The organism is Cronobacter dublinensis subsp. dublinensis LMG 23823, from assembly GCF_001277235.1.
GTDB classification, from domain to species: Bacteria; Pseudomonadota; Gammaproteobacteria; order Enterobacterales; family Enterobacteriaceae; genus Cronobacter; species Cronobacter dublinensis.
In genome coordinates this window covers 3358908-3384465 of sequence record NZ_CP012266.1, presented here as the reverse complement: position 1 = coordinate 3384465, position 25558 = coordinate 3358908, and the positions used below count along the sequence as shown (strand labels likewise).

General features: G+C 57.0%; 17 protein-coding genes, 2 tRNA genes, 3 rRNA genes and 1 other annotated feature. Of the genes, 14 read left to right on the top strand and 8 right to left on the bottom strand.

Annotated elements, in window-relative coordinates; translation table 11 throughout:
* Positions 1-9: 9 nt before the first annotated feature.
* Together tyrA and AFK67_RS15530 are read left to right on the top strand one after the other, a co-directional pair.
* Positions 10-1131, top strand: a complete 1122-nt coding sequence (gene tyrA, locus AFK67_RS15535) for a bifunctional chorismate mutase/prephenate dehydrogenase (RefSeq protein WP_007726951.1) — start codon at positions 10-12, stop codon at positions 1129-1131.
* A gap of 75 nt (positions 1132-1206) precedes the next feature.
* Entirely contained in the window at positions 1207-2076 is an 870-nt protein-coding gene (locus tag AFK67_RS15530; protein ID WP_038884348.1) for an SMP-30/gluconolactonase/LRE family protein, read from the top strand.
* Positions 2077-2108: 32 nt separating this feature from the next.
* On the opposite strand, the gene pheA is transcribed toward AFK67_RS15530, so the two are convergent.
* From pheA to raiA, 3 genes are all read right to left on the bottom strand, one after another.
* Positions 2109-3269, bottom strand: coding sequence for a bifunctional chorismate mutase/prephenate dehydratase (pheA, locus tag AFK67_RS15525; protein WP_007726947.1), 1161 nt, complete (start codon positions 3267-3269; stop codon positions 2109-2111).
* A 21-nt stretch (positions 3270-3290) separates the two neighbouring features.
* Positions 3291-3416 (bottom strand) — a sequence feature (Phe leader region).
* Positions 3368-3415, bottom strand: a complete 48-nt coding sequence (pheL, locus tag AFK67_RS23290) for a pheA operon leader peptide PheL (RefSeq protein ID WP_171999258.1) — start codon at positions 3413-3415, stop codon at positions 3368-3370. It overlaps the preceding feature by 48 nt.
* Positions 3417-3519: 103 nt before the next feature.
* Entirely contained in the window at positions 3520-3861 is a 342-nt protein-coding gene (raiA, locus tag AFK67_RS15520; protein WP_004385565.1) for a ribosome-associated translation inhibitor RaiA, read from the bottom strand.
* 351 nt (positions 3862-4212) lie between these two features.
* On the opposite strand from raiA, the gene AFK67_RS15515 reads away from it, so the two are divergent.
* Positions 4213-5424 (top strand): lysozyme inhibitor LprI family protein, encoded by a 1212-nt coding sequence (locus AFK67_RS15515; RefSeq protein ID WP_038884346.1) that lies wholly within the window; start codon positions 4213-4215, stop codon positions 5422-5424.
* Between the two features lie 53 nt (positions 5425-5477).
* On the opposite strand, the gene bamD is transcribed toward AFK67_RS15515, so the two are convergent.
* Complete coding sequence (gene bamD, locus AFK67_RS15510; RefSeq protein WP_007726944.1) at positions 5478-6215, bottom strand: outer membrane protein assembly factor BamD; 738 nt, start codon at positions 6213-6215, stop codon at positions 5478-5480.
* A gap of 129 nt (positions 6216-6344) precedes the next feature.
* Here bamD and rluD point away from each other — a divergent pair, with 129 nt between their 5' ends.
* From rluD to AFK67_RS15465, 9 genes are all read left to right on the top strand, one after another.
* A complete protein-coding gene (gene rluD, locus AFK67_RS15505) occupies positions 6345-7325 on the top strand; it encodes a 23S rRNA pseudouridine(1911/1915/1917) synthase RluD (protein ID WP_032967437.1) in 981 nt (326 codons plus the stop codon).
* Positions 7322-8050 (top strand): purine nucleoside phosphorylase YfiH, encoded by a 729-nt coding sequence (gene yfiH / locus AFK67_RS15500; protein WP_007726942.1) that lies wholly within the window; start codon positions 7322-7324, stop codon positions 8048-8050. Before rluD ends, yfiH begins: the two co-directional genes overlap by 4 nt.
* Before the next feature lie 129 nt (positions 8051-8179).
* Positions 8180-10753: an ATP-dependent chaperone ClpB gene (gene clpB / locus AFK67_RS15495; RefSeq protein ID WP_038884344.1), complete on the top strand. Its 2574-nt coding sequence runs from the start codon at positions 8180-8182 to the stop codon at positions 10751-10753.
* Between the two features lie 438 nt (positions 10754-11191).
* Positions 11192-12734 (top strand): 16S ribosomal RNA (locus tag AFK67_RS15490).
* 69 nt (positions 12735-12803) lie between these two features.
* Positions 12804-12880: transfer RNA gene (locus tag AFK67_RS15485), tRNA-Ile, on the top strand.
* Between the two features lie 34 nt (positions 12881-12914).
* Positions 12915-12990 (top strand) — tRNA-Ala (locus AFK67_RS15480).
* 169 nt (positions 12991-13159) lie between these two features.
* Positions 13160-16063: ribosomal RNA gene (locus AFK67_RS15475) — 23S ribosomal RNA — on the top strand.
* Positions 16064-16153: 90 nt separating this feature from the next.
* A 5S ribosomal RNA gene (gene rrf / locus AFK67_RS15470) occupies positions 16154-16269 on the top strand.
* Together the 16S, 23S and 5S rRNA genes with 2 tRNA genes alongside form the textbook arrangement of a ribosomal RNA operon.
* Before the next feature lie 443 nt (positions 16270-16712).
* Positions 16713-17180 (top strand): helix-turn-helix domain-containing protein, encoded by a 468-nt coding sequence (locus AFK67_RS15465; protein ID WP_007728364.1) that lies wholly within the window; start codon positions 16713-16715, stop codon positions 17178-17180.
* 38 nt (positions 17181-17218) lie between these two features.
* Here the strand turns inward: AFK67_RS15465 and AFK67_RS15460 are convergent, their stop codons facing one another.
* The gene (locus AFK67_RS15460; RefSeq protein ID WP_007728363.1) at positions 17219-19015 is read right to left on the bottom strand and encodes a thiamine pyrophosphate-requiring protein; all 1797 of its coding nucleotides are present in this window, start codon (positions 19013-19015) and stop codon (positions 17219-17221) included.
* Between the two features lie 157 nt (positions 19016-19172).
* Between AFK67_RS15460 and AFK67_RS15455 the strand changes: the two genes are divergently transcribed.
* Positions 19173-19628: a DUF4385 domain-containing protein gene (locus AFK67_RS15455; protein WP_007728361.1), complete on the top strand. Its 456-nt coding sequence runs from the start codon at positions 19173-19175 to the stop codon at positions 19626-19628.
* 121 nt (positions 19629-19749) lie between these two features.
* A complete protein-coding gene (locus AFK67_RS15450; protein WP_007728358.1) occupies positions 19750-21051 on the top strand; it encodes an MFS transporter in 1302 nt (433 codons plus the stop codon).
* Here AFK67_RS15450 and AFK67_RS15445 read toward each other — a convergent pair.
* From AFK67_RS15445 to AFK67_RS15435, 3 genes are all read right to left on the bottom strand, one after another.
* Positions 21048-21371 carry a YfiM family lipoprotein gene (locus tag AFK67_RS15445; RefSeq protein ID WP_007728355.1) on the bottom strand — a complete coding sequence of 108 codons (324 nt, stop codon included), beginning with the start codon at positions 21369-21371 and terminating at the stop codon, positions 21048-21050. The genes AFK67_RS15450 and AFK67_RS15445 overlap by 4 nt on opposite strands.
* A gap of 53 nt (positions 21372-21424) precedes the next feature.
* Positions 21425-22780: a CDP-diacylglycerol--serine O-phosphatidyltransferase gene (gene pssA / locus AFK67_RS15440; RefSeq protein WP_007728354.1), complete on the bottom strand. Its 1356-nt coding sequence runs from the start codon at positions 22778-22780 to the stop codon at positions 21425-21427.
* 112 nt (positions 22781-22892) lie between these two features.
* Positions 22893-25553, bottom strand: coding sequence for a bifunctional acetate--CoA ligase family protein/GNAT family N-acetyltransferase (locus tag AFK67_RS15435; protein WP_038883059.1), 2661 nt, complete (start codon positions 25551-25553; stop codon positions 22893-22895).
* Positions 25554-25558 lie beyond the last annotated feature (5 nt).

Here is a 25558-nt window from a genome sequence, read left to right as displayed (position 1 = left end):
GGGTTAACGATGGTGGCTGAACTGACCGCGCTGCGCGATCAAATCGATGAAGTGGATAAGGCGCTGCTGGGGCTGCTGGCGCGCCGTCTGGAGCTGGTGGCGGAAGTCGGTGAAGTAAAAAGCTGTTACGGCCTGCCGATTTATGTGCCGGAGCGCGAAGCCTCTATGCTGGCGTCGCGCCGTGAAGAGGCCGAGTCGCTCGGCGTGCCGCCGGATCTTATCGAAGATGTGTTGCGGCGCGTAATGCGCGAGTCGTATTCCAGCGAAAACGATAAAGGTTTTAAAACGCTTAACCCGGCGCTGCGCCCCGTGGTAATTGTCGGCGGCGGCGGGCAGATGGGCCAGCTGTTTGAAAAAATGCTGACGCTCTCCGGTTATCAGGTGCGAATTCTGGAGCAGCAGGACTGGCCGCAGGCCGCGACGCTGTGCGCCGACGCCGGTATGGTTATCGTCAGCGTGCCGGTGCACCTGACGGAAGCGGTTATCCGCAAACTACCGCCGCTACCGGAAGATTGCGTGCTGGTGGATTTAACGTCGGTGAAAAACGTGCCGCTGCAGGCGATGCTGGAAGTGCATCACGGCCCGGTGCTTGGCCTGCACCCCATGTTCGGGCCGGACAGCGGCAGCCTTGCCAAACAGGTGGTGGTCTACTGCGACGGGCGCAAGCCAGAGGCGTATCAGTGGTTCCTTGAGCAAATCCAGGTCTGGGGCGCGCGGCTGCACCGCATCAGCGCGGTAGAGCACGATCAGAACATGGCGTTTATCCAGGCGCTGCGCCACTTCGCGACATTTGCCTACGGTCTGCATCTGGCCGAAGAAAATGTGCAGCTGGAGCAGCTGCTGGCGCTCTCCTCGCCGATTTACCGGCTGGAGCTTGCGATGGTGGGCCGCCTCTTTGCGCAGGACCCGCAGCTTTACGCGGATATTATTATGTCGTCGCCGGGTAACCTGTCGCTTATCAAGCGTTACTACCAGCGGTTCGGCGAGGCGATTGGACTGCTGGAGCAGGGCGACAAACGCGCCTTTATCGACAGCTTCCGCAAAGTCGAGCACTGGTTCGGCGATTATGCGAAGCGGTTCCAGCAGGAGAGCCGCACGCTGCTGCGTCAGGCAAACGACAGCCGCCAGTAACGCAAAAGCCGCTTATACTCAAAAGCCAGTGGGCCAGTCCGCTGGCTTTTTTTATGGCGAAAAAGGATGAACGAAATGGCGCAACCGCAGCTGTTGTTTGATTATACCGGTCACCTGCCGGAATGCCCGACCTGGGACGCGCAGGAGCAGGCGCTCTACTGGGCCGATATCCTGGAGCAGGAGATCCATCGCTACCACCCGCACAGCGGCGAACACCGGGTCTGGCAGTTTCCGGAAGAGGTGGGCTGTTTCGCGCTGCGTGAAAAAGGCGGTTTTATCGTCGCGCTGCGAAGCGGCATCTGGCTTGCCGACGAGCGCGGCATTCTGGGGCGCAAAATTTGCGACAACCCCAATAATCCGGCGCTGGCGCGTTTTAACGACGGCGGTACCGATAGCGACGGACGTTTTTACGCCGGTACTTTCTGGGCACCGGGCGATTACAAAGGCGCGCTGCTGGTGCGCGTCGATAACGATCTGAGCGCGCATGTCATTCAGAGCGATATTCACGGTGCCAATGGCCTGGCGTTCAGCCCGGACAAGCGCTGGATGTATACCTCAGATACGCCGAAAGGCGTGATTTATCGCACGCCGTTGGATGAGCAGGGCGAGCCGGGCAAGCGCGAGGTATTCAGAACCTTCGGCGAAGGCGAGGGCATCCCGGACGGCGCGGCGCTGGATGTCGAAGGCTGTTACTGGACGGCGCTGTTTGATGGCCACCGCATCGCGCGGTTCTCCCCGCAGGGCGAACAACTTGAAGAGCACAGGCTGCCGGTGCGCTGCCCGACGATGGTCTGTTTTGGCGGGGCGGATATGAAAACGCTCTATATCACCACCACGCGGGAAAATATGGAGCAGGAAGAACTGGCGCAGCGTCCGCTCTCAGGCGCGATTTTCACGCTGGAAACGCTGGTCGCCGGTGTGCCGAAGCCGAAATTTAAAGGGTGAAAAAAGCGGCCGGGGCGTCCGGCCGCGTTACCTTATGCCGGGTCTACCGGCACGACATTTTCGCTGGGGTAGCAGCCCAGCACTTTCATTGAGCGCGTAATCTCCGTCAGCTCTTTCAGCGCCAGCTGCATCGGCGCGTCCTGAAGATTCGCCTGGATATCCAGATAGAACATCTCTTCCCACGGGTTGCCGTTAATCGGGCGCGATTCCAGCTTCGTCATCATCAGGTTGTGATTACGCAGCACCAGCAGCGCTTCGACCAGCGCGCCAGCCTGTTGTCCTGTCGCCATCAGCAGCGTGGTTTTCGCCGGGACCTGATCGGAAACATTAATCGCCTTACGGGCCAGCACCACAAAACGGGTAATGTTTTGGGTCTGGTTGGCGAGATTGCGCTCCAGCACCTGCAAGCCGTACAGCGCGCCGCCCGCCTCGCTGCCGAGGGCGGCGACATACGGCGAATTCGCATGCGCTACTTTCTCCATTGCCGCCGCGGTGCTTTCGCAATACTCGATTTTCCAGTTCGGGTAGCGCTTGAGGAACTGGCTGCACTGCTGGAAAGGCTGCGGATGGCTGTAGACGGTTTCAATTTTCTCAAGCGTGGTGGAGGTGGAGACCAGCACGCAGTGGTCGATAGGCAGCGTCAGCTCGCCGACAATCGACAGGCTAGTGTGTTGCAGCAGGTCGTAGACGTCGTTGATCGCGCCGGAGCTGGTGTTTTCAATAGGCACTACAGCGTAATCGGCCTGACCCGTTTCGACCTGGTTGAAAATGTCGTGGAATTTCGCGCAGCCGCTTTCAATAAACTGATCGAAATGGCGGGCGGCATATTGACGGGCGGCAAGGTGCGAGTAGGAGCCTTTCGGGCCGAGAAACGCGACGCGGGCAGAGTGCGGGTTAGTCTGGTTAAGATGCTGCTGAAGGAGCGCCTGCTGTGTGAGCACGGAGTCTTCGATAATGAGCTGAAAGAGCCGGGTGATGTAATGTGCGTCGAGATGATGGGCTTTGCCGATGTCAATCAGCCGCTCCAGCAGATCGCGCTCGCGATCGATATCCCTCACTGGCCGATGGGTGGCGAGTTTCGCTTTACCCACGTCAACTGCCAGCGCCCGGCGTTGCGCCAGCAGGGCGAGTAATTGTTCATCCAGCGCGCTAATTTTATCGCGCAGGGCCAGCAACGGGTTTTCCGCAGTCATAACGCCACCTTGTGTATAGCCATAAAAAAGGCCCCCCGGAGTGGGAGGCCTGTTAGTTCGTCTTCGCTTGCTTTCTGATACGACGACACGCCTCCCGTTCAGGGGAAGGTAAAAAAGAAAGCGAAGAAAAACGGGTGTTGTTTCATGAGTGTTTCCTTAAAAAGCATACCGGTAAAGTACCCGCTCCCTTTTTGTTCTGTCAATAAAAAACGCGCCCGAAGGCGCGTGGTAAAGGATGACGCAGGGGGTATTACTCTTCTTCTTCGACTTCAGCGAAGTTGGCGTCTTTCACCGAGCCGGTGGTACGGCGGGCTTCACCTTTGTGCTGGACTTTATTCAGTTGCCTTTCCAGCTTGTTAATTAATTCGTTGATGGCCGTGTACATATCTTCATGTTTAGCGCTGGCGACCAGATGGCCGTTGGGCGTATTGATGGTGGCGTCAGCGACGAACCCCTGGGGTTCTTTAGATAAAATGATATGCGGATTAATCAGATGAGTTTGCCATTTTTCAAGTTTGGCGAGACGGTCGGCGACGTGCTGGCGGATAGCGGGGGTGATTTCCATCTGTTTGCTGGTAATGTTCATTGTCATAAATGTTACCTCTTGTCTTTCCCGTCTTGGTAATTTTAGCATAACCGCCACAGCGTCAATTTGTGTGATTAAGATCACTTAATTTTGTCACTTTTTGTCAATGAAACGCTTTTGTGAGACAGGACAGGAAGAGGGCAGATTTCGCTTGTCGCCCTCATGAAAAGCGGTCATAGTCGATGAGTTAACTCGCCAGGCTTCTTTGCACACACTTTCAGCACTACCACCTCTCTGGCTGTTTTTTAGCAATTTTCGCGTATACCTTTTTTAAGAGCTCCTCGAAATTCCTGCCTTAAGCAATAATAGCGCGCGACTTCTGCCCGACTCGCAGGTCTTTACTTGAAAAGGATTGTTATGAAAGCCACCTTCCGGCTGACGACGCTTCGTCGTCTCGCTTTGTGCGTTACGCTCGCCTGCGGCGCAAGCCCCGCTGTTGCCGCGTCTTTTGATTGCGATAAAGCAGGCACGCCCGTCGAACACGCCATTTGCCAGCAGCAGACGCTCGGCGAACTCGACAGCAAAATTAACGATGATTACCTGCGTGCGATGGGCAGCCTGCCCGCGCAGGAAGCCGCGGCGTTACGTATCGAACAGCGCGCCTGGCTGAAAACCCGTAACGCCTGCGCAGGTAGCGCTAATGAGATTCAGGCCTGCCTGACCGACACGATGAAAACGCGCGCCGGGACGCTCAACGATATGGCGCGCCGCGCCACGCATGACTTCGATACGGCAGTCAGCCTGATCCCGGATTCGCCGGTTAACGCCGCTGATAAACTGCGCGCCTACCAGACGCCGCTTGCTTCGGCGTGGCTGGTTTACCTGAATCATTTCGTGCCAGCCAGCGGCGTGACGGCCCAGGAAGCCAGTAAACGTCATCAGATGGCGCTGGACGGGCTGCGCGACGATGACTTTGCTTACTCCATCATGAAGGATATCGAAAAGGATCCGAAAGAGAGTAAAGACAAGGCGGTGCTGACGCTTCTGCGTATGAATATCGAAAAAATGGACTATCAGCGTGATAACGACGATGACCGTCCTTACGTGCACTGCTTTATTTTTGAAGCTCAGGGGCAGGCGGCCTACGAGGCGTTCGGTTCGCTGTATGGCTCGACGCGTGACGGTTTTGCGCCCATCTGTAAGCCGCAGGATGTGATTTTCGACTCGCCTGCCTGGACTGCATTGAACGAGGCATTCAGCGAGCCGTTAGAGAAAGCCAGCGATGGCGCCGGCACCATCAAGTACTCCAGCTATGCGGACTGGGAAATATTCGAACTGCATGTGACGGTAAAACCGGAAGACTACCTTAACGTTGCCGCTCAGGATAAAAAACAGCAGGATCCCGAGCAGGAGATCCGCGAGTGGAAAGACGACGCGGCATGGCCGAAAGCGCAGCGTGAGAAAGCGCTGGCGGCGATTGAGCCTGCGCGAAAAGCGACACAAGCGTGGCTGCAAAACGATCGCGGCTGGACTGCGGAGAATGCCCGCAAAGGCGCTGACAACATTGTGCGTCAGTGGCTGGATGACCGGGTGATTTTTATCGACGGGTCAGGCTGGACGGGCGAGTAAACGCCATAAAAAAAGCCAGCCCACCGGGCTGGCTTTTTACGCTGAAGTGACAATCAGGCGCCGGTGTTATTAGCTGCGATGATTTTCGCTACTTTATCGGCCTGCGCGTTAAGCTGCAGCTCGCGATAAGCGTTTTCCATCAGGCCCAGCCCTTCGCGGGTTGCTTTGGTATCCGGGTAATCACGCAGCATGCCTTCCACACGGTTAACCACCGCCACCCACGCGCCGCGTTTGGTGTAATATTGCGCAACGGAAAGCTCATATTTGGACAGACGGTCTTTCAGGTAGACCAGACGTTTGGTCGCATCGGTTGAATACTGGCTCTGCGGGTAGCCACGCACCAGTTTCGAGAAGTCGCGGAACGCGTCGCGCGCATGTTGCGGGTCGCGGTCACTACGATCGACGCCGAAGAAGCCCTGCAGCGCGCTGTCGTCGAGCGCCATATTGGTCAGGCCGCGCATGTAAATGACGTAGTCGATATTCGGATGCGTCGGGTTAAGGCGAAGGAAACGGTCAATAGCGGCCTGGGCCAGCGGCAGATCGGCATTTTTATAATAGGCGTAGATCAGATCCAGCTGTACCTGCTGAGAATATGGGCCAAACGGATAACGGTTATCTAACGCTTCCAGTTGCGTTATTGCCGCTTTCCAGTTACCGTCCTGCAGCTTTTGCTGCGCAGTCGCGTAGATCTCTGAAGGCGGATTATCGGGCACCTCTTCCTTAGAACCGGAGCAGCCCGCCAAAGCCAGGCTCAACGTGGCGGCTGCCACCAGATATTTCATGCGCGTCATGACGTTTTGACTTTCCTCAGATGTTATGCGGGAGTTTCACAGTTCCAGCTCCCGATTAAGACCAGCTACAATAGCACACTATATTAAACGGCAAAGCCGTAAAACCCAACGTTAACGAAGAAGCTGTATATGGCACAACGAGTACAACTCACCGCAACGGTGTCCGAGTCACAGCTCGGTCAACGCTTAGATCAGGCTTTGGCCGAATTGTTCCCGGATTATTCACGTTCACGCATAAAAGAATGGATCCTTGACCAGCGCGTACTGGTTAACGGCCAGATGTGTGATACGCCGAAAGAGAAAGTGTTGGGTGGAGAACGTGTCGCCATCAATGCTGAAATTGAAGAAGAAGCGCGCTTTGAACCGCAGGATATCCCGCTGGATATCGTCTACGAAGATGACGATATCCTCGTCATTAATAAGCCGCGCGATTTCGTCGTACATCCTGGTGCCGGTAACCCGGACGGCACCGTGCTGAACGCGCTGCTGCACTATTATCCGCCGATTGCCGACGTGCCGCGCGCGGGTATCGTGCATCGTCTGGATAAAGACACCACGGGTCTGATGGTCGTGGCGAAAACCGTTCCGGCGCAGACGCGTCTGGTCGAGGCGTTGCAGCTGCGTGAAATCACCCGTGAATATGAGGCGGTCGCTATCGGTCATATGACGGCGGGCGGTACGGTCAGCGAGCCTATCAGCCGCCACCCGACCAAGCGCACCCATATGTCGGTTCACCCGATGGGTAAACCGGCGGTGACGCATTACCGCATCATGGAGCATTTTCGGATTCACACCCGCCTGCGTCTGCGTCTGGAAACTGGCCGTACCCACCAGATCCGCGTACACATGGCGCATATTACCCATCCGCTGGTGGGCGATCAGCTCTATGGCGGACGCCCGCGCCCGCCGAAAGGCGCAAGCGAGGCGTTTATCCAGGCGCTGCGTCAATTCGACCGTCAGGCGCTGCACGCAACGATGCTGCGCCTCTATCACCCCATTAGCGGCGTGATGATGGAATGGCACGCGCCTATCCCGCAGGATATGATCGACTTAATCGATGCGCTGCGCGCCGATTTCGAAGCCCATAAAGACGACGTGGACTGGTTATGAAACTGATTACTCCGCAGTGGCCGTTGCCTCCGGGCGTCGCGGCCTGTAGCTCTACCCGCCACGGCGGCGTCAGCCTGCCGCCTTACGATGCCTTAAACCTGGGCGCGCACTGCGGGGATAATCCGGAACATGTGGAAGAAAACCGTCGCCGTTTTTACCAGGCGGCGAATTTCCCTGGAGCGCCCGTCTGGCTTGAGCAGGTTCACGGTAAAGAGGTGCTGCATCTTACCGGCGGCCCTTATGCCTCGAAGCGTGCCGATGCCTCCTATACCCGCGAGCGCGGCACGGTGTGCGCGGTGATGACTGCCGACTGCCTGCCGGTGCTGTTTTGCGATACGGCTGGCCGCGAAGTGGCGGCGGCGCATGCGGGATGGCGCGGCCTTTGTGAAGGCGTGCTTGAAGAGACGGTCAGTTGTTTTGAGGCGGCGCCTGCGACCATTCAGGCCTGGCTTGGCCCGGCCATCGGCCCGCAGGCCTTTGAAGTCGGCCCCGAAGTGCGCGACGCTTTTATCGCCAAAGATGCCGCGGCCGCGGAGGCCTTTCGCCCGCACGGTGAGAAATATCTCGCCGATATTTACCTTCTTGCGCGCCAGCGTCTGGCGAGCGTTGGCGTCACCGCTGTTTATGGCGCAGAGCGCTGCACGCACAGTGAAAGCCACGATTTCTTCTCTTATCGCCGCGACGGAACCACAGGTCGTATGGCAAGTTTCATTTGGCTGATATAACCTACTGAATCAAGACGATCCAGTACGCGTAACGGACGCTCCACATTATTCAGGTCATTCACCTTGAATAATTGAGGGATGACCTCATTTAATCTCCAGTAGCAATTTTGACCTGTTATGGGAGGAGTTATGCGTCTGGATCGTCTTACCAATAAATTCCAGCTTGCTCTCGCCGATGCCCAGTCTCTCGCACTGGGGCACGACAATCAGTTTATCGAACCCCTGCACCTCATGAGCGCTCTGTTAAATCAGGAAGGCGGCTCCGTTCGCCCGTTGCTGACGTCTGCGGGCGTTAATGCCGGGAAGTTACGCACTGACCTCGATCAGGCCCTGAGCCGTCTGCCGCAGGTGGAAGGCACCGGCGGCGATGTTCAGCCATCGCAGGATCTGGTGCGCGCGCTCAACCTCTGCGACAAGCTGGCGCAGAAACGGGGCGACAACTTTATTTCCTCAGAGCTGTTTGTGCTGGCGGCGCTGGAGTCGCGCGGTACGCTTGCGGATCTCCTCAAAGCCGCGGGCGCCACGACGGCGAACGTCACACAGGCAATTGACAATATGCGCGGAGGCGAAAGCGTGAACGATCAGGGCGCCGAAGATCAGCGGCAGGCACTGAAAAAATATACCGTCGATCTGACCGAGCGTGCCGAACAGGGCAAGCTGGATCCGGTAATAGGCCGTGATGAAGAAATCCGCCGCACCATTCAGGTGCTGCAGCGTCGTACCAAAAATAACCCGGTACTGATTGGTGAGCCTGGCGTCGGTAAAACCGCCATTGTTGAAGGGCTCGCCCAGCGCATCGTTAACGGCGAAGTGCCGGAAGGGCTGAAAGGGCGCCGCGTACTGGCGCTGGACATGGGCGCGCTGGTGGCAGGCGCGAAATACCGCGGCGAATTTGAAGAGCGTCTGAAAGGCGTGCTGAACGATCTCTCGAAACAGGAAGGCAACGTCATTCTGTTTATCGATGAACTGCACACCATGGTGGGTGCCGGTAAGGCGGATGGCGCAATGGATGCAGGCAACATGCTGAAGCCTGCGCTGGCGCGCGGTGAACTGCACTGCGTGGGCGCCACGACGCTGGATGAATATCGTCAGTACATTGAAAAAGACGCGGCGCTGGAACGCCGTTTCCAGAAAGTGTTTGTGGCCCAGCCGTCGGTGGAAGATACCATCGCCATCCTGCGTGGCCTGAAAGAGCGTTACGAGCTGCATCACCATGTGCAGATTACTGACCCGGCGATTGTCGCGGCGGCTACGCTCTCGCACCGTTATATTGCCGACCGCCAGTTGCCGGACAAAGCCATCGACCTGATTGATGAGGCCGCGTCGAGTATTCGTATGCAAATCGACTCGAAGCCGGAAGAGCTCGACCGTCTCGAACGCCGCATCATCCAGCTTAAGCTGGAACAGCAGGCGCTGATGAAAGAGTCGGACGAGGCCAGTAAAAAGCGCCTCGATATGTTGAATGATGAGCTGAACGATAAAGAGCGCCAGTATTCTACGCTTGAAGAAGAGTGGAAAGCGGAGAAAGCGTCGCTCTCCGGAACGCAGACCATTAAAGCCGAGCTTGAGCAGGCGAAAATCGCTATTGAGCAGGCGCGACGCGTAGGCGATCTGGCCCGGATGTCGGAACTTCAGTACGGGAAAATCCCGGAGCTTGAGAAACAGCTCGCCGCCGCCACGCAGTCGGAAGGCAAAACGATGCGTCTGCTGCGTAATAAAGTCACCGATGCGGAAATCGCCGAAGTGCTGGCGCGCTGGACCGGTATTCCGGTCTCTCGCATGATGGAAAGCGAGCGCGATAAGCTGCTGCGTATGGAGCAGGATTTACATCAGCGCGTCATTGGCCAGGATGAAGCGGTCGAGGCGGTGTCGAACGCGATTCGCCGCAGCCGCGCCGGGCTTTCTGATCCTAACCGGCCTATCGGTTCGTTCCTGTTCCTCGGGCCGACTGGTGTCGGTAAAACGGAGCTCTGTAAAGCGCTGGCTAATTTTATGTTCGACAGCGACGATGCGATGGTGCGTATCGATATGTCCGAGTTTATGGAAAAACACTCGGTGTCTCGCCTGGTGGGCGCGCCTCCGGGATATGTCGGTTATGAAGAGGGCGGTTATTTGACCGAAGCGGTTCGCCGTCGTCCCTACTCGGTGATCCTGCTTGATGAAGTCGAGAAAGCGCATCCGGATGTGTTCAACATTCTGCTGCAGGTGCTCGACGACGGACGCCTGACGGACGGGCAGGGGAGAACCGTCGATTTCCGCAATACGGTGGTGATCATGACGTCTAACCTTGGCTCCGACCTGATTCAGGAGCGTTTCGGCGCGCTGGATTATGCCAGCATGAAAGAGCTGGTGATGGGCGTGGTGGGGCAGAGCTTCCGTCCGGAATTCATTAACCGTATTGATGAAGTCGTGGTATTCCACCCGCTGGGGCAGCAGCATATTGCTTCTATTGCGCAGATCCAGCTGCAGCGGCTATACCAGCGTCTGGAAGATCGCGGCTATGCGGTGCGTATCTCGGATGAGGCGTTGCAACTGCTTGGCGAGAACGGCTACGACCCGGTATATGGCGCGCGTCCGCTGAAACGCGCTATTCAACAGCAGATTGAGAACCCGCTGGCACAGCAAATCCTTTCCGGAGAGCTGGTGCCCGGTAAAACTATCGAGCTGGTTGTGCGTGATAACCGCATCGTTGCTGTGCAGTAACTCGCAAAAACTAAAAAACGGGCCCTGTGGGGCTCGTTTTTGTTTATAAACCAGGCGACGATGGTCGTTCTTCAGGCGCATTGCCTGGAAAATGAACGCTTAGAAACTTTTTTCAAATTAGGGGTTGTCAGGCGCGAAGAACTCCCTATAATGCGCCTCCACTGACACGGCACAACGTCAAACAAACCGGCCCGTCAGGCAGACGAAAGCGAAAATAAACGCTTGACTCTGAAAGAGGAAAGCGTAATATACGCCACCTCGCGACAGCAGGCTGAAGGCCTTGTCGCACCGCTCTTTAACAATTTATCAGACAATCTGTGTGGGCACTCGGGGCACTGATATCTTAACGTCTTCGGACGATAAATGATTATCAAGTCTCAAGTGAACAACAGTTAATTCATTACGAACTAACAGTTTAATTCTTTGAGCATCAAACTTTAATTGAAGAGTTTGATCATGGCTCAGATTGAACGCTGGCGGCAGGCCTAACACATGCAAGTCGGGCGGTAACAGGAATCAGCTTGCTGATTTGCTGACGAGCGGCGGACGGGTGAGTAATGTCTGGGAAACTGCCTGATGGAGGGGGATAACTACTGGAAACGGTAGCTAATACCGCATAACGTCTTCGGACCAAAGTGGGGGACCTTCGGGCCTCATGCCATCAGATGTGCCCAGATGGGATTAGCTAGTAGGTGGGGTAAAGGCTCACCTAGGCGACGATCCCTAGCTGGTCTGAGAGGATGACCAGCCACACTGGAACTGAGACACGGTCCAGACTCCTACGGGAGGCAGCAGTGGGGAATATTGCACAATGGGCGCAAGCCTGATGCAGCCATGCCGCGTGTATGAAGAAGGCCTTCGGGTTGTAAAGTACTTTCAGCGAGGAGGAAGGTGTTGTGGTTAATAACCACAGCAATTGACGTTACTCGCAGAAGAAGCACCGGCTAACTCCGTGCCAGCAGCCGCGGTAATACGGAGGGTGCAAGCGTTAATCGGAATTACTGGGCGTAAAGCGCACGCAGGCGGTTTGTTAAGTCAGATGTGAAATCCCCGGGCTCAACCTGGGAACTGCATTTGAAACTGGCAAGCTTGAGTCTCGTAGAGGGGGGTAGAATTCCAGGTGTAGCGGTGAAATGCGTAGAGATCTGGAGGAATACCGGTGGCGAAGGCGGCCCCCTGGACGAAGACTGACGCTCAGGTGCGAAAGCGTGGGGAGCAAACAGGATTAGATACCCTGGTAGTCCACGCCGTAAACGATGTCGACTTGGAGGTTGTGCCCTTGAGGCGTGGCTTCCGGAGCTAACGCGTTAAGTCGACCGCCTGGGGAGTACGGCCGCAAGGTTAAAACTCAAATGAATTGACGGGGGCCCGCACAAGCGGTGGAGCATGTGGTTTAATTCGATGCAACGCGAAGAACCTTACCTGGTCTTGACATCCAGAGAATCCTGCAGAGATGCGGGAGTGCCTTCGGGAACTCTGAGACAGGTGCTGCATGGCTGTCGTCAGCTCGTGTTGTGAAATGTTGGGTTAAGTCCCGCAACGAGCGCAACCCTTATCCTTTGTTGCCAGCACGTAATGGTGGGAACTCAAAGGAGACTGCCGGTGATAAACCGGAGGAAGGTGGGGATGACGTCAAGTCATCATGGCCCTTACGACCAGGGCTACACACGTGCTACAATGGCGCATACAAAGAGAAGCGACCTCGCGAGAGCAAGCGGACCTCATAAAGTGCGTCGTAGTCCGGATTGGAGTCTGCAACTCGACTCCATGAAGTCGGAATCGCTAGTAATCGTGGATCAGAATGCCACGGTGAATACGTTCCCGGGCCTTGTACACACCGCCCGTCACACCATGGGAGTGGGTTGCAAAAGAAGTAGGTAGCTTAACCTTCGGGAGGGCGCTTACCACTTTGTGATTCATGACTGGGGTGAAGTCGTAACAAGGTAACCGTAGGGGAACCTGCGGTTGGATCACCTCCTTACCTGCAAGATACAACCTCGTAGTGCTCACACAGATTGTCTGATAGAAAGTAAAGAAGCAAAACCTCTACAGGCTTGTAGCTCAGGTGGTTAGAGCGCACCCCTGATAAGGGTGAGGTCGGTGGTTCAAGTCCACTCAGGCCTACCAACTCCGCACGGAGTTGCAGAGGTTTAACTACGATGGGGCTATAGCTCAGCTGGGAGAGCGCCTGCTTTGCACGCAGGAGGTCTGCGGTTCGATCCCGCATAGCTCCACCATCACTTCAGAGTGTACTCCCTGAGTATACTGCGAAGTATTTGCTCTTTAACAATCCGGAACAAGCTGAAAATTGAAACAGACACGCTGTTGCATTCTTCCGTAAATAAGGAATGCGCGGTGTGTCAGAGTCTCTCAAACTCGCAGCACGAAGACTTCTTCGGGTTGTGAGGTTAAGCGAACAAGCGTACACGGTGGATGCCCTGGCAGTCAGAGGCGATGAAGGACGTGCTAATCTGCGAAAAGCGCCGGTAAGGTGATATGAACCGTTATAGCCGGCGATGTCCGAATGGGGAAACCCAGTGTGATTCGTCACACTATCTCAGCATGAATACATAGTGCTGTGAGGCGAACCGGGGGAACTGAAACATCTAAGTACCCCGAGGAAAAGAAATCAACCGAGATTCCCCCAGTAGCGGCGAGCGAACGGGGAACAGCCCAGAGCCTGAATCAGTTTGTATGTCAGTGGAACGGTCTGGAAAGGCCGGCGATACAGGGTGACAGCCCCGTACACGAAGGCACACAGGCTGTGAGCTCGATGAGTAGGGCGGGACACGTGATATCCTGTCTGAAGATGGGGGGACCATCCTCCAAGGCTAAATACTCCTGACTGACCGATAGTGAACCAGTACCGTGAGGGAAAGGCGAAAAGAACCCCGGCGAGGGGAGTGAAACAGAACCTGAAACCGTGTACGTACAAGCAGTGGGAGCCTTCGTAAGAGGGTGACTGCGTACCTTTTGTATAATGGGTCAGCGACTTATATTCTGTAGCAAGGTTAACCGTATAGGGGAGCCGAAGGGAAACCGAGTCTTAATTGGGCGTTAAGTTGCAGGGTATAGACCCGAAACCCGGTGATCTAGCCATGGGCAGGTTGAAGGTTGGGTAACACTAACTGGAGGACCGAACCGACTAATGTTGAAAAATTAGCGGATGACCTGTGGCTGGGGGTGAAAGGCCAATCAAACCGGGAGATAGCTGGTTCTCCCCGAAAGCTATTTAGGTAGCGCCTCGTGAACTCATCTTCGGGGGTAGAGCACTGTTTCGGCTAGGGGGCCATCCCGGCTTACCAACCCGATGCAAACTACGAATACCGAAGAATGTTATCACGGGAGACACACGGCGGGTGCTAACGTCCGTCGTGAAGAGGGAAACAACCCAGACCGCCAGCTAAGGTCCCAAAGTCATGGTTAAGTGGGAAACGATGTGGGAAGGCACAGACAGCCAGGATGTTGGCTTAGAAGCAGCCATCATTTAAAGAAAGCGTAATAGCTCACTGGTCGAGTCGGCCTGCGCGGAAGATGTAACGGGGCTAAACCATGCACCGAAGCTGCGGCAGCGACACTATGTGTTGTTGGGTAGGGGAGCGTTCTGTAAGCCTGTGAAGGTGTGCTGTGAGGCATGCTGGAGGTATCAGAAGTGCGAATGCTGACATAAGTAACGATAAAGCGGGTGAAAAGCCCGCTCGCCGGAAGACCAAGGGTTCCTGTCCAACGTTAATCGGGGCAGGGTGAGTCGACCCCTAAGGCGAGGCCGAAAGGCGTAGTCGATGGGAAACAGGTTAATATTCCTGTACTTGGTGTTACTGCGAAGGGGGGACGGAGAAGGCTATGTTGGCCGGGCGACGGTTGTCCCGGTTTAAGCGTGTAGGTGTGTGTTCCAGGTAAATCCGGTTCACTTTAACACTGAGGCGTGATGACGAGGCACTACGGTGCTGAAGTAACAAATGCCCTGCTTCCAGGAAAAGCCTCTAAGCATCAGGTAACATCAAATCGTACCCCAAACCGACACAGGTGGTCAGGTAGAGAATACCAAGGCGCTTGAGAGAACTCGGGTGAAGGAACTAGGCAAAATGGTGCCGTAACTTCGGGAGAAGGCACGCTGACATGTAGGTGAAGCCCCTGCGGGTGGAGCTGAAGTCAGTCGAAGATACCAGCTGGCTGCAACTGTTTATTAAAAACACAGCACTGTGCAAACACGAAAGTGGACGTATACGGTGTGACGCCTGCCCGGTGCCGGAAGGTTAATTGATGGGGTTATCGCAAGAGAAGCTCCTGATCGAAGCCCCGGTAAACGGCGGCCGTAACTATAACGGTCCTAAGGTAGCGAAATTCCTTGTCGGGTAAGTTCCGACCTGCACGAATGGCGTAATGATGGCCAGGCTGTCTCCACCCGAGACTCAGTGAAATTGAACTCGCTGTGAAGATGCAGTGTACCCGCGGCAAGACGGAAAGACCCCGTGAACCTTTACTACAGCTTGACACTGAACATTGAGCCTTGATGTGTAGGATAGGTGGGAGGCTTTGAAGCGTGGACGCCAGTCTGCGTGGAGCCAACCTTGAAATACCACCCTTTAATGTTTGATGTTCTAACCTGGCGCCATAATCTGGCGTGGGGACAGTGTCTGGTGGGTAGTTTGACTGGGGCGGTCTCCTCCCAAAGTGTAACGGAGGAGCACGAAGGTCAGCTAATCCTGGTCGGACATCAGGAGGTTAGTGCAATGGCATAAGCTGGCTTGACTGCGAGAGTGACGGCTCGAGCAGGTGCGAAAGCAGGTCATAGTGATCCGGTGGTTCTGTATGGAAGGGCCATCGCTCAACGGATAAAAGGTACTCCGGGGATAACAGGCTGATACCGCCCAAGAGTTCATATCGACGGCGGTGTTTGGCACCTCGATGTCGGCTCATCACATCCTGGGGCTGAAGTAGGTCCCAAGGGTATGGCTGTTCGCCATTTAAAGTGGTACGCGAGCTGGGTTTAGAACGTCGTGAGACAGTTCGGTCCCTATCTGCCGTGGGCGCTGGAGAATTGAGGGGGGCTGCTCCCAGTACGAGAGGACCGGAGTGGACGCATCACTGGTGTTCGGGTTGTCATGCCAATGGCACTGCCCGGTAGCTAAATGCGGAAGAGATAAGTGCTGAAAGCATCTAAGCACGAAACTTGCCCCGAGATGAGTTCTCCCTGAGACTATAAGTCTCCTGAAGGAACGTTGAAGACGACGACGTTGATAGGCCGGGTGTGTAAGCGCAGCGATGCGTTGAGCTAACCGGTACTAATGAACCGTGAGGCTTAACCTTACAACGCCAAAGAAGTCTGGCGTGTTGAGAGACAATTCAGCTTGTGACGGATAAACGTTCATGGCGTAAGCGGTGGACGGACAGAATTTGCCTGGCGGCTGTAGCGCGGTGGTCCCACCTGACCCCATGCCGAACTCAGAAGTGAAACGCCGTAGCGCCGATGGTAGTGTGGGGTCTCCCCATGCGAGAGTAGGGAACTGCCAGGCATCAAATAAAGAACCCCTCAGCGATGCTGAGGGGTTTTTGCTTTTAAGCGTACCAGACAACAGCATCAGCCCCGCCTTTTCCCCCCTCAACAACCCACCGCACTATGCCCGCACTGCATATTCCATCTACCCGACGTAAGGATCACCATCCCCGCTTTTGTCTCCCCGGCTTACGCGCGAGACTACGTTTTATATTGCATTTTCTTTCGTACACCCTGCACGCTTTCCCTCTTCTTCATACCACCAGGCTTAGCCACACTTGCCCCACACTTTATCACCGCCTATCCTGCTCTTACTCATTAGTAAGCCCTGAGGCCGCGTCAGCCGCCTGTCGCCACGCTGTCAGGTCGCTGTCAGGTCGCTGTCGGGGCCGTGTCGTGGCGGCCACAGCGTTCAGCGCGCAATACTGTTCATCACATTTCCTCAGACAGAAGGTTACAGATATGCAGATGGAAAATCGTATTCGCTCGCTTCGGCTCGCCCGCGCCTGGTCACAGGAGCAACTGGCCGAACTCGCCTCGGTCAGCGTCCGCACCATTCAGCGCATTGAGAAAGGCGAGCCGCCGTCGCTCGAAACCTTAAGCGCGCTCGCCGCCGTTTTTGAAACGCGTATTGAAGCGCTGACTGGCGAGCCGCTTAATGCTGCAGGCCCACTGGATGACGCCATTACGCTTGCACGCCAGCGGCTTGATGAAGAACGCCTTTTTTACCGCAGCCTTACCACTGCGCTTATCGTTTGCGGGGCGCTTTTCCTGTTGAACCGTTATACCGCGCCGCAAAGCCACTGGTCACTGTGGGTCATTGCTATCTGGGGTGCGTTATTACTGATGAAAGGGATTCGCTTGTTTTTACTGCGTGAGTGGATTGCGCAATGGCAGCAGCGTCGGCTGCAAAAGTTACTGCGTAAGTAATGACAGAAGGCTCCCCAGCGAGCTGAGGAGCCGTCTCGTTACGCTTTCTTGCCGGGCAGGACGGTGCTTAGCACCTGATGAGCAGTATCAGCGAGTACTTTGCCTGCTCCGCCATCGCCTTTCGCCATGGATGACATAAACCCTTTGGCCTGCGCGAAACGGATGTGCGGTGGCAGCGGTGCCACTTCCGGATCGGTTTTCACCTCCAGCACCACCGGGCGGTCAGCAGTCAGCGCTTCCTGCCACGCGGTCTGTAGCCGTTGCGGATCGTCCACATAAATGCCTTTTAACCCAAGAGACTCGGCAAACTGCGCGTAAGGCACATCCGGAACATCCTGCGTCGCGGCGAAGCGCGGGTTGCCTTCCATGATCCGCTGCTCCCAGGTGACCTGATTCAGATCCTGATTGTTAAACACACAGACGATCAATCGCGGATCGGACCACTGCTGCCAGTATTTCTGAATAGTAATCAGCTCCGCCATATTATTCATCTGCATCGCGCCGTCGCCGACCAGGGCCACCACGGGTTTTTCCGGGAACGCGAATTTCGCGGCAATCGCATACGGCACGGCGGCGCCCATACAGGCGAGACCACCGGAAAGTGACGCCCGTTGCCCCTGTTTGATACGGAAATCGCGCGCGAACCAGTTAGCGCAGGAGCCGGAGTCTGATGTCACGATGGCGTTATCGGGCAGCAGCGGCGACATCTCCCACACCACGCGCTGCGGGTTGACCGGGTTTGCTTTCGCCATCGCCCGCTCTTCCATTTTCTCCCACCACGCCTGCACGGAAACCGCAATCTTCTCCTGCCAGTGGCGGTCTTCTTTACGCCTGAGCAGCGGCAGCAGCGCCTGTAAGGTACTCGCCGCGTCGCCGTGCAGGTTCACTTCGGTCGGGTAACGCAGGCCAAGCATCGAGGCATCCACATCGATTTGCACCGCCCGCGCCTGGCCTTCTTTGGGCAGGAATTCCGTCCACGGGAAGCCGGTGCCAATCATCAGGAGCGTATCGCACCCCTGCATCAGATCCCACGACGGCTCGGTGCCGAGCAGGCCGATACACCCGGTGACAAAGGGCGCGTCATCCGGCAGCACATCTTTGCCGAGCAGGGCTTTGGCCACGCCCGCGCCAAGCAGATTCGCCGCCTGTACCACCTCTACTGCGGCTTCACGGGCCCCGGCGCCAATCAGGATCGCGACTTTTTTACCGTCGTTAAGGATATCCGCGGCGCGCTGGAGATCGTACTGATGAGGAATAACATGGGGGCGCTGATAGCCCGGCCCGGAATGCGTAAAGCCGTGCGCGTGCTGCGGCTCCTGCCACGGTTCATCCTGCACATCTTTCGGCAGTATCAGCACCGTCACGCCATTATTCGCTTTCGCGATCCGCACGCCCCTGTCCACCAGATGGCGCAGCTGCGCGGGCGTGGCCGCCTCCTGAATAAAGCTCGCCACATCGCTAAATACGCGATCGAGATTCAGCTCCTGCTGATAGTTCGCGCCGCGTGCGGTCACCTCCGCCTGGCCCGCGATGGCGATGACCGGTACATGGTCCATGCGCGCGTCATACAGGCCGGTCAGTAAATGCGTGGCGCCCGGTCCGCCGGTCGACAGGCAAACGCCCGGCTCGCCGGTGAACTTCGCATGGGCGCAGGCCATAAACGCCGCCATCTCTTCATGGCGTACCTGGATAAATTCAATGCCGTCGCCCGCCTTGTCGGCGCGCTGGAGGGCCCCAAGCACGCCGTTAATCCCGTCGCCCGGGTAGCCATAAATGCGGGTGACGCCCCACGCTTTGAGTCGTTCTACAAAGAAGTCGCTGGTTTTTTTGGTCATTATCGTGCCTCGCGTCAGGTGAGTGTGCGCATAAGCCTGAGCTGCGCTCGAAAGGTAACCTGTTGAAGGGTAGCCCACTTCCCGTCGGTCCGCGAAAAGCGGGAGTTCTCTGAAGCCTGCTATGGTTATACGAGTCGCAAAAGAATGAGGTTTTCCCGTGAGCAGCAAAACGTTTGATTACGAGCAGGACTTCGCCAGTATCGACTTTCGCGCGCACCCGGAACGTTATCAGGTCGGACGTGGGGAGCAGGGCGTACTGCTGGTTGAACCTTACAAAAGTGAAATCCTCCCGTACTGGCGCTACAAAGATGAGGAGAGCGCCAACGCCTCGGCGGAAAAAATCTATCAGTTGTTCGAGGAGTATCGGAAAAAAGACGACTTTGTCGGAATGGACATGGCGCGCAAATTTATTCAGATGGGCTACACCCGCGCCCGGCGCTACGCCAACTACAAAGGCGGTAAAAAGTATGATGAAGATCGTAACCTCAACCCGCGCGGCAACGATCCGGTGAAAGCCGCGGCGGCGACCGTGTTTAAAGGCTGGTGGGATCGTATTCGGGCAGATGAGGACTATCTGCGGCGTAAAAAAGCGCACCAGGAAAAATGGGGGTAGAGCGCCATAAAACAGCCGCTCCCTCATCCCGATTTGTTAACATAGAATTAACAAGATAAACGTATTGCCCGCTGCTTGCCCTGACACTCTTCGTGCGTCGGGCTGGAACAAGGAGAGACACATGACTGAAACTGCGGCCCGGACGGAGAAACCGTCTTTGACTTCCAGCGATACCCGCCGTCGGGTCTGGGCGATTGTTGGCGCGTCATCAGGCAATCTGGTGGAATGGTTCGATTTCTACGTCTACTCGTTCTGCTCGCTCTATTTCGCGCATATCTTCTTCCCCTCCGACAACAGTACAACGCAGCTGCTACAAACGGCGGGCATCTTTGCGGCGGGCTTTCTGATGCGCCCGATCGGCGGCTGGCTGTTTGGCTATATCGCCGACAAGCACGGGCGTAAAACCTCCATGCTGATTTCGGTCTGTATGATGTGTTTCGGCTCGCTCGTTATCGCCTGTCTGCCGGGCTATGCGGTGATCGGCACCTGGGCGCCGCTTCTTTTGTTACTGGCGCGCCTGTTTCAGGGGCTGTCGGTCGGCGGCGAGTATGGCACCAGCGCGACCTATATGAGCGAAGTGGCCATCGAAGGGCGGAAGGGGTTTTATGCCTCCTTTCAGTACGTCACGCTCATCGGCGGGCAGTTAATGGCGCTGCTGGTCGTGGTGCTGCTGCAACAGATCCTTCCTGATGCCGACCTGCACGCCTGGGGCTGGCGTATTCCGTTCGCGCTTGGCGCGGTGCTGGCGATCGTGGCGCTGTGGCTGCGCCGCTCGCTGGATGAAACCTCACAGCAGGAAACGCGCGCGCTGAAAGAAGCCGGTTCGATGAAAGGGCTCTGGCGCAACCGTCGGGCATTTATCATGGTGCTCGGGTTTACCGCCGCCGGTTCGCTGAGTTTTTACACCTTCACCACTTACATGCAGAAATACCTCGTCAACACGGCGGGGATGCATGCGAACACGGCGAGTATGGTGATGACCGGCGCGCTGTTCCTGTTCATGCTGTTACAGCCGCTCTTCGGCGCGCTTTCTGACCGCATTGGCCGGCGCAGCTCAATGCTCTGCTTCAGCGCGCTCGCCACGCTCTGCACCGTGCCCATTCTGATGGCCCTGCAAAATGTCACTTCACCGCTGGCCGCGTTCGGGCTGGTAATGCTGGCGCTGCTGATTGTAAGTTTTTATACGTCCATCAGCGGCATCGTTAAGGCGGAGATGTTCCCGGCGCAGGTGCGCGCGCTCGGCGTCGGGCTTTCGTATGCCGTCGCCAACGCGCTGTTTGGCGGTTCGGCGGAGTATGTGGCGCTTTCGCTTAAATCGCTCGGTTCAGAAACCGCGTTTTTCTGGTACGTTTCGGCGATGGGGGCCGTCGCGTTTGTGGTTTCACTGAAACTGCATCGTAAAGGAAAAGGCATGCGGCTTTAATGCCCTGCCATCTGCCAGACGGCGTAACCCGCGCTTGCACCCGCCACGTCCCACGCCAGATCTTTCCAGCTCCAGCCGCTCCCTGCCGGGCGGCTGTCCCACAGCTCTTTCCCCATGCCGAGCGAGACGGAAAACAGCAGCCCGAACGCGGCGGCCCTGTCTGGCAAATGGCCCTGGCGCTGCGCATACTCATTACCGGCGGCCGAGAGCAGCGCCGAACCTAAAAAATGCTGGGCTTTATCCTGACCGGACCAGCGGTCCTGCGCCATATGGCTACAGCCGCAAAGCGTTAAAACGAGGGCAAACAGCAGGGCGCGCATAGCGTTCTCCATAAAAAAGCCCTGCGTGGCAGGGCTTCGTTAAGCGACAAACGTCAGAGAATACGGCTAATCAGACGATCGATACGGATTCGGCGCAGGCGGCGGATAAGTTTGCGCACTTTCACCGGATAATCGGCAATGCTTTGCAGGTCGCGGTAGTGTTTGACGATCGTCGTGTGCGTGCGAATCGTCTCCAGCTCATGCTCGCGCTGCGCGGCGAGTTCCTGCTTCGGATCGTGGATAAGGATCGCGTTTTCCAGATCGAGACGCCAGGCGCGCGGATTCAGGTTATTGCCGGTCAGCAGCATCCACTCGTCATCCACCCACATACCTTTCAGATGGTAGCTGTTATCGCCTTCTTTCCACAGGCGCACTACCAGTTGATCGGTGTTGACGTAATATTGCAGGCGGCTTAAGAAGCGGCGCAGGTTGATCTCATAGAGATACGGCAGCGCGCCGATAATCTTAAACGGCTGATCTTCCGGAATGTAAAAGTCGTTCGCGGTTTTGTCGCCGACGATGATTTCCACTTTCTTGCCGTCGCGCAGAAGCGCGATGATATTGCGCACCAGCACCGCCGGCAGGTTAAAGTACGGCGTGCAGATGACCAGCTTCTCTTCGGCGCAGGGCATCAGGTGGAAAATCGCTTTATTCAGCGGACTCGATTTGCCAAGACCCACCAGCGGCGTGACGGCCAGCTGTTCGTTATCGGCATCGCCCTGAAATTGATAGGCGGCGTCGCGCAGCGCATGGCGGAACTGGCGAATGTCGTTTTTGATTTCCGGGCTTTTCGGACGATCCGGATTATCCAGGCGGTTCACCGCGAGGCCGTTCATCAGCTGATTGCGCACCCAGTCATGCATCACGTCGGCAAGCTTCGCGTTACGGATGCAGTGGTAGCGGTCATAGCGGTATTTATCGTGCTGGTGCAGATAAACGTCGTTCAGGCTGGCGCCGCTGTACAGCACGCTGTCATCAATGATAAAGCCTTTGAAATGCAGCACGCCCAGCGCTTCGCGGGTATTCACCGGCACGCCGTACACCGGCACGCTGACACCAGGATTTTCCTGCGCCATGCGGCAGTACCAGTCGGCATTGGTGTTCGAGGCTTCAACCCCGATGCGTCCGCGCTGCGCGCGATGCCAGTCCACCAGCACGCTAATGTCCAGCTCAGGACGCTGACGTTTGGCGTCATAGAGCGCCGACATCACGCCTTTGCCGCCATCGTCCTGCTCAAGGTAGAGCGCGATAATGCAAATACGCGTGGTCGCCGTGGCTATCTTTTCCAGCAGCGTTTTGCGGAAATCGGCAGGGGAGAAATAGAACGCGACATCATCAACTGACTGAGAAAGCTTCGGTAGTTGGGCAAGGTGTTGTTGATGTTTATTGCGTTTAAATTTTGACAACATCACAGTGCATATCTTCTCTGAAGTGGATGGTCTTCTGTGCAATGCAGACGACGGAAGCGGACGATAATATCATTACTGTCCAAAAATGTGGTCAACATTTCCAGTACCTTACTCACGAACCGGCGGGGTTGGTCAGCGCAAGACTCAGCCCGACGATGCCTTCATCCAGCTGAATATCGACGCTAAACCCAAGCTTGCGGGCCAGCGCCACCATCCCCTGATTATGCGGCATCGTGATGCCGTTGAGCCGTGAAAGCCCGTGATCGCGGGTGTAGGCGATCAGTTTTTCCAGCAGCCGACGCCCCAGTCCCAGCCCTTTTAAATCGGAGCGCACCAGCACCGCGAACTCAGCGTCGATATTATCCGGATCGGAAATCGCGCGCGTCACGCCGATGATCTCCTCGCCGTCCGCCTGCTGACGGACCGCCACAAAGGCCATTTCTCGATCGTAGTCGATCTGGGTCATGTTGGCTAAATCATCATGGGTAAATTCATTGATCTCGCTAAAGTAACGGTAATAAAGATCTTCTTTCGTCACCTGCGAGATAAAGCGCTGTAGCTGCGGCTCATCTTCAGGAAGGATCGGGCGGAACAGGCAGCGCTCGCCATTTTTCAGCACCACCCACTCTTCTAAACGGTGCGGATAGGGGCGCACCGCCAGACGCGCGTCCGCGTCGCCGCTAAAGGGCGCCAGCTGCAGCGTCACGTCGAGCGCGGTGAAATCGCCGCCTGCGGCCAGCAGCGGATGAATATCCAGCCGCGTTATCTCCGGGCAATCCACCACCAGGTTGGACACCCGCACCAGCAGTTGGCTTAAGCCGGGAATATCCAGCGGACGCAGCGCGCTGCGCCCACGGATCTTGCCGCTCTTAATCGCCTGAATCACCAGATAGCGCGCCAGATTCATGTTCAGCGGGGGCAGCGCCACCGCCGCTTGTTCTTCGGGGCGCCACTCCACGCCGCCTTCGCCAAGCATAATCAACGGGCCGAAGACCGGATCATGCTCCACCACCACCCGTAACTCCTGAGCGCCTGCGCGGTTCGCCATGCTCTGTACCAGCAGGCCATGAATACGCGCCTGCGGCCAGGTCATTTTCACCCGGTCGAGCATCGCGTCCGCCGCGCGCTGGACCTCGTGGGCGGTGCGCAGATAGAGCATCACGCCCTGCACCTCGGATTTATGGGGAATATCCGGCGAGCGCAGCTTCAGCGCCACCGGGTAGCCAATCTGCCCCGCGATATGCACTGCCTCGGCGCTGTCGCCTGCAATCCAGGTCGGCAGCGTTTGCAGGCCGTAGGCTTCAAGGATCGGGCGCACTTCATGGGTGTCAAGCTGCGTGACGCCCTCGGCACACGCCTGTTGTAACAGCCGGTGCGCCTGGGCGGTATCCGCCGTCAGTGTGGCGGGTAACGCCGGGGTTTCGCGCAGTTGTTTCTGGTTACGGCGATACTCGACCATATGCATAAACGCGGTGACCGCGCCTTCCGGCGTGCGGTAGGTCGGAATGCCCGCTTCGCTGAAGAGATGCCGCGCCTCCTGAGAAGAGAACTCGCCGCCCCAGTTGGTGATGAGCGTGACATATTTTCCGCGCGGGTGACGGTTGAAAAGCTCGATTAACGCGCGCGCGCATTCGCTGCCGGGCGCGGCGGCGCTGGGGGAGTGGATAACCATCAGGGCGTCAACATCGTGACTTTCCAGCAGCGCTTCGATGGCTTGCAGATAACGGGCGGGCGTCGCGTCGTCGCGCAGATCGAGCGGGTTGTCGGCCTGAATGCCCTCCGGCAGCGCCTGTTGCAGGCGGGCCAGCAGGGCGTCGTCCAGCGTGGCGAGTTTGCCCTGACGCAGCCAGAGTTCATCCAGCGCCAGTGCGGCAGGTGCCGCGCCGTTGCTGACAATCATCAGCCGCTCGCCGCGCAGCGGGCGCATATGGCTTAGCGTTTCCACCGCCGAGAAGAGTTCATGGGTGTCCTGCACGCGCAGCAGACCGGCGCGCTGGATAGCGGCGTCCCAGGCGGCGTCGAGCCCCGCATGCGTATTCAGCAGGCGGCGCGCGCTCGGGCTGCGGCCGCTCTTGATGACCAGAATCGGCTTATTACGCGAGGCGCTGCGCGCGGCGGAGACAAAGCGTCGGGCGTCGCTCAGGTGTTCAAGATAGAGAAGAATGGCGCTGGTTTTGCTGTCGCGCGCCAGGTAATCAAGCAGTTCGTCGACATCGATATCGAGGCTGTCGCCGAGCGCGATAAACCACGAAAACCCGAGCTGGCGCTGCTGCGCCCAGTCGAGAATGGTATTGGAGACGGCGGCGGACTGCGAAATAAACGCGAGCTTGCCTTTGCGGATCGGCACCGGCGAAAAGCTCGCGTTAAGGCCCTGCCACGGCGCCAGCAGGCCTAAGCTGTTCGGGCCAAGCAGCCGCATCTGAAAGCGCGCCGCGCAGGCGAGCAGCCCGGCATGTTGTTCCGGCGGCGATGAGAGCACCAGGCAGGTTTTGCAGCCTTTTTCGCCGAGCGCCTCCAGCAGCGCCAGGTTGCGCTTTGCGTGGGTGCAGAGCACGGCGAGATCGGGCGTAAACGGCAGGCTTGCGACATCCGGCCAGGCCAGCACGCCGCACACCGCCTTCCAGGCGGGCGTCACCGGCAGAATCGGCCCGCTGAAACCGCCCGCCAGCAGATTGCGCATCATCAGAAAACCGGCTCTGTCAGGTTTCATCGAGGCGCCTATCACGGCGATGGATTTGGGACGTAACAGCGCTTCCAGGCCACGTTGGCTCATCATTT

What these genes read in the sequence shown, in the direction of transcription:
- tyrA (WP_007726951.1), top strand. Translation starts at nt 10, where the DNA reads ATGGTGGCTGAACTGACCGCGCTGCGCGATCAAATCGATGAAGTGGAT.
- AFK67_RS15530 (WP_038884348.1), top strand. Translation starts at nt 1,207, where the DNA reads ATGGCGCAACCGCAGCTGTTGTTTGATTATACCGGTCACCTGCCGGAA.
- pheA (WP_007726947.1), bottom strand. Translation starts at nt 3,269, where the DNA reads ATGACTGCGGAAAACCCGTTGCTGGCCCTGCGCGATAAAATTAGCGCG.
- raiA (WP_004385565.1), bottom strand. Translation starts at nt 3,861, where the DNA reads ATGACAATGAACATTACCAGCAAACAGATGGAAATCACCCCCGCTATC.
- AFK67_RS15515 (WP_038884346.1), top strand. Translation starts at nt 4,213, where the DNA reads ATGAAAGCCACCTTCCGGCTGACGACGCTTCGTCGTCTCGCTTTGTGC.
- bamD (WP_007726944.1), bottom strand. Translation starts at nt 6,215, where the DNA reads ATGACGCGCATGAAATATCTGGTGGCAGCCGCCACGTTGAGCCTGGCT.
- rluD (WP_032967437.1), top strand. Translation starts at nt 6,345, where the DNA reads ATGGCACAACGAGTACAACTCACCGCAACGGTGTCCGAGTCACAGCTC.
- yfiH (WP_007726942.1), top strand. Translation starts at nt 7,322, where the DNA reads ATGAAACTGATTACTCCGCAGTGGCCGTTGCCTCCGGGCGTCGCGGCC.
- clpB (WP_038884344.1), top strand. Translation starts at nt 8,180, where the DNA reads ATGCGTCTGGATCGTCTTACCAATAAATTCCAGCTTGCTCTCGCCGAT.
- AFK67_RS15465 (WP_007728364.1), top strand. Translation starts at nt 16,713, where the DNA reads ATGCAGATGGAAAATCGTATTCGCTCGCTTCGGCTCGCCCGCGCCTGG.
- AFK67_RS15460 (WP_007728363.1), bottom strand. Translation starts at nt 19,015, where the DNA reads ATGACCAAAAAAACCAGCGACTTCTTTGTAGAACGACTCAAAGCGTGG.
- AFK67_RS15450 (WP_007728358.1), top strand. Translation starts at nt 19,750, where the DNA reads ATGACTGAAACTGCGGCCCGGACGGAGAAACCGTCTTTGACTTCCAGC.
- AFK67_RS15445 (WP_007728355.1), bottom strand. Translation starts at nt 21,371, where the DNA reads ATGCGCGCCCTGCTGTTTGCCCTCGTTTTAACGCTTTGCGGCTGTAGC.
- pssA (WP_007728354.1), bottom strand. Translation starts at nt 22,780, where the DNA reads ATGTTGTCAAAATTTAAACGCAATAAACATCAACAACACCTTGCCCAA.
- AFK67_RS15435 (WP_038883059.1), bottom strand. Translation starts at nt 25,553, where the DNA reads ATGAGCCAACGTGGCCTGGAAGCGCTGTTACGTCCCAAATCCATCGCC.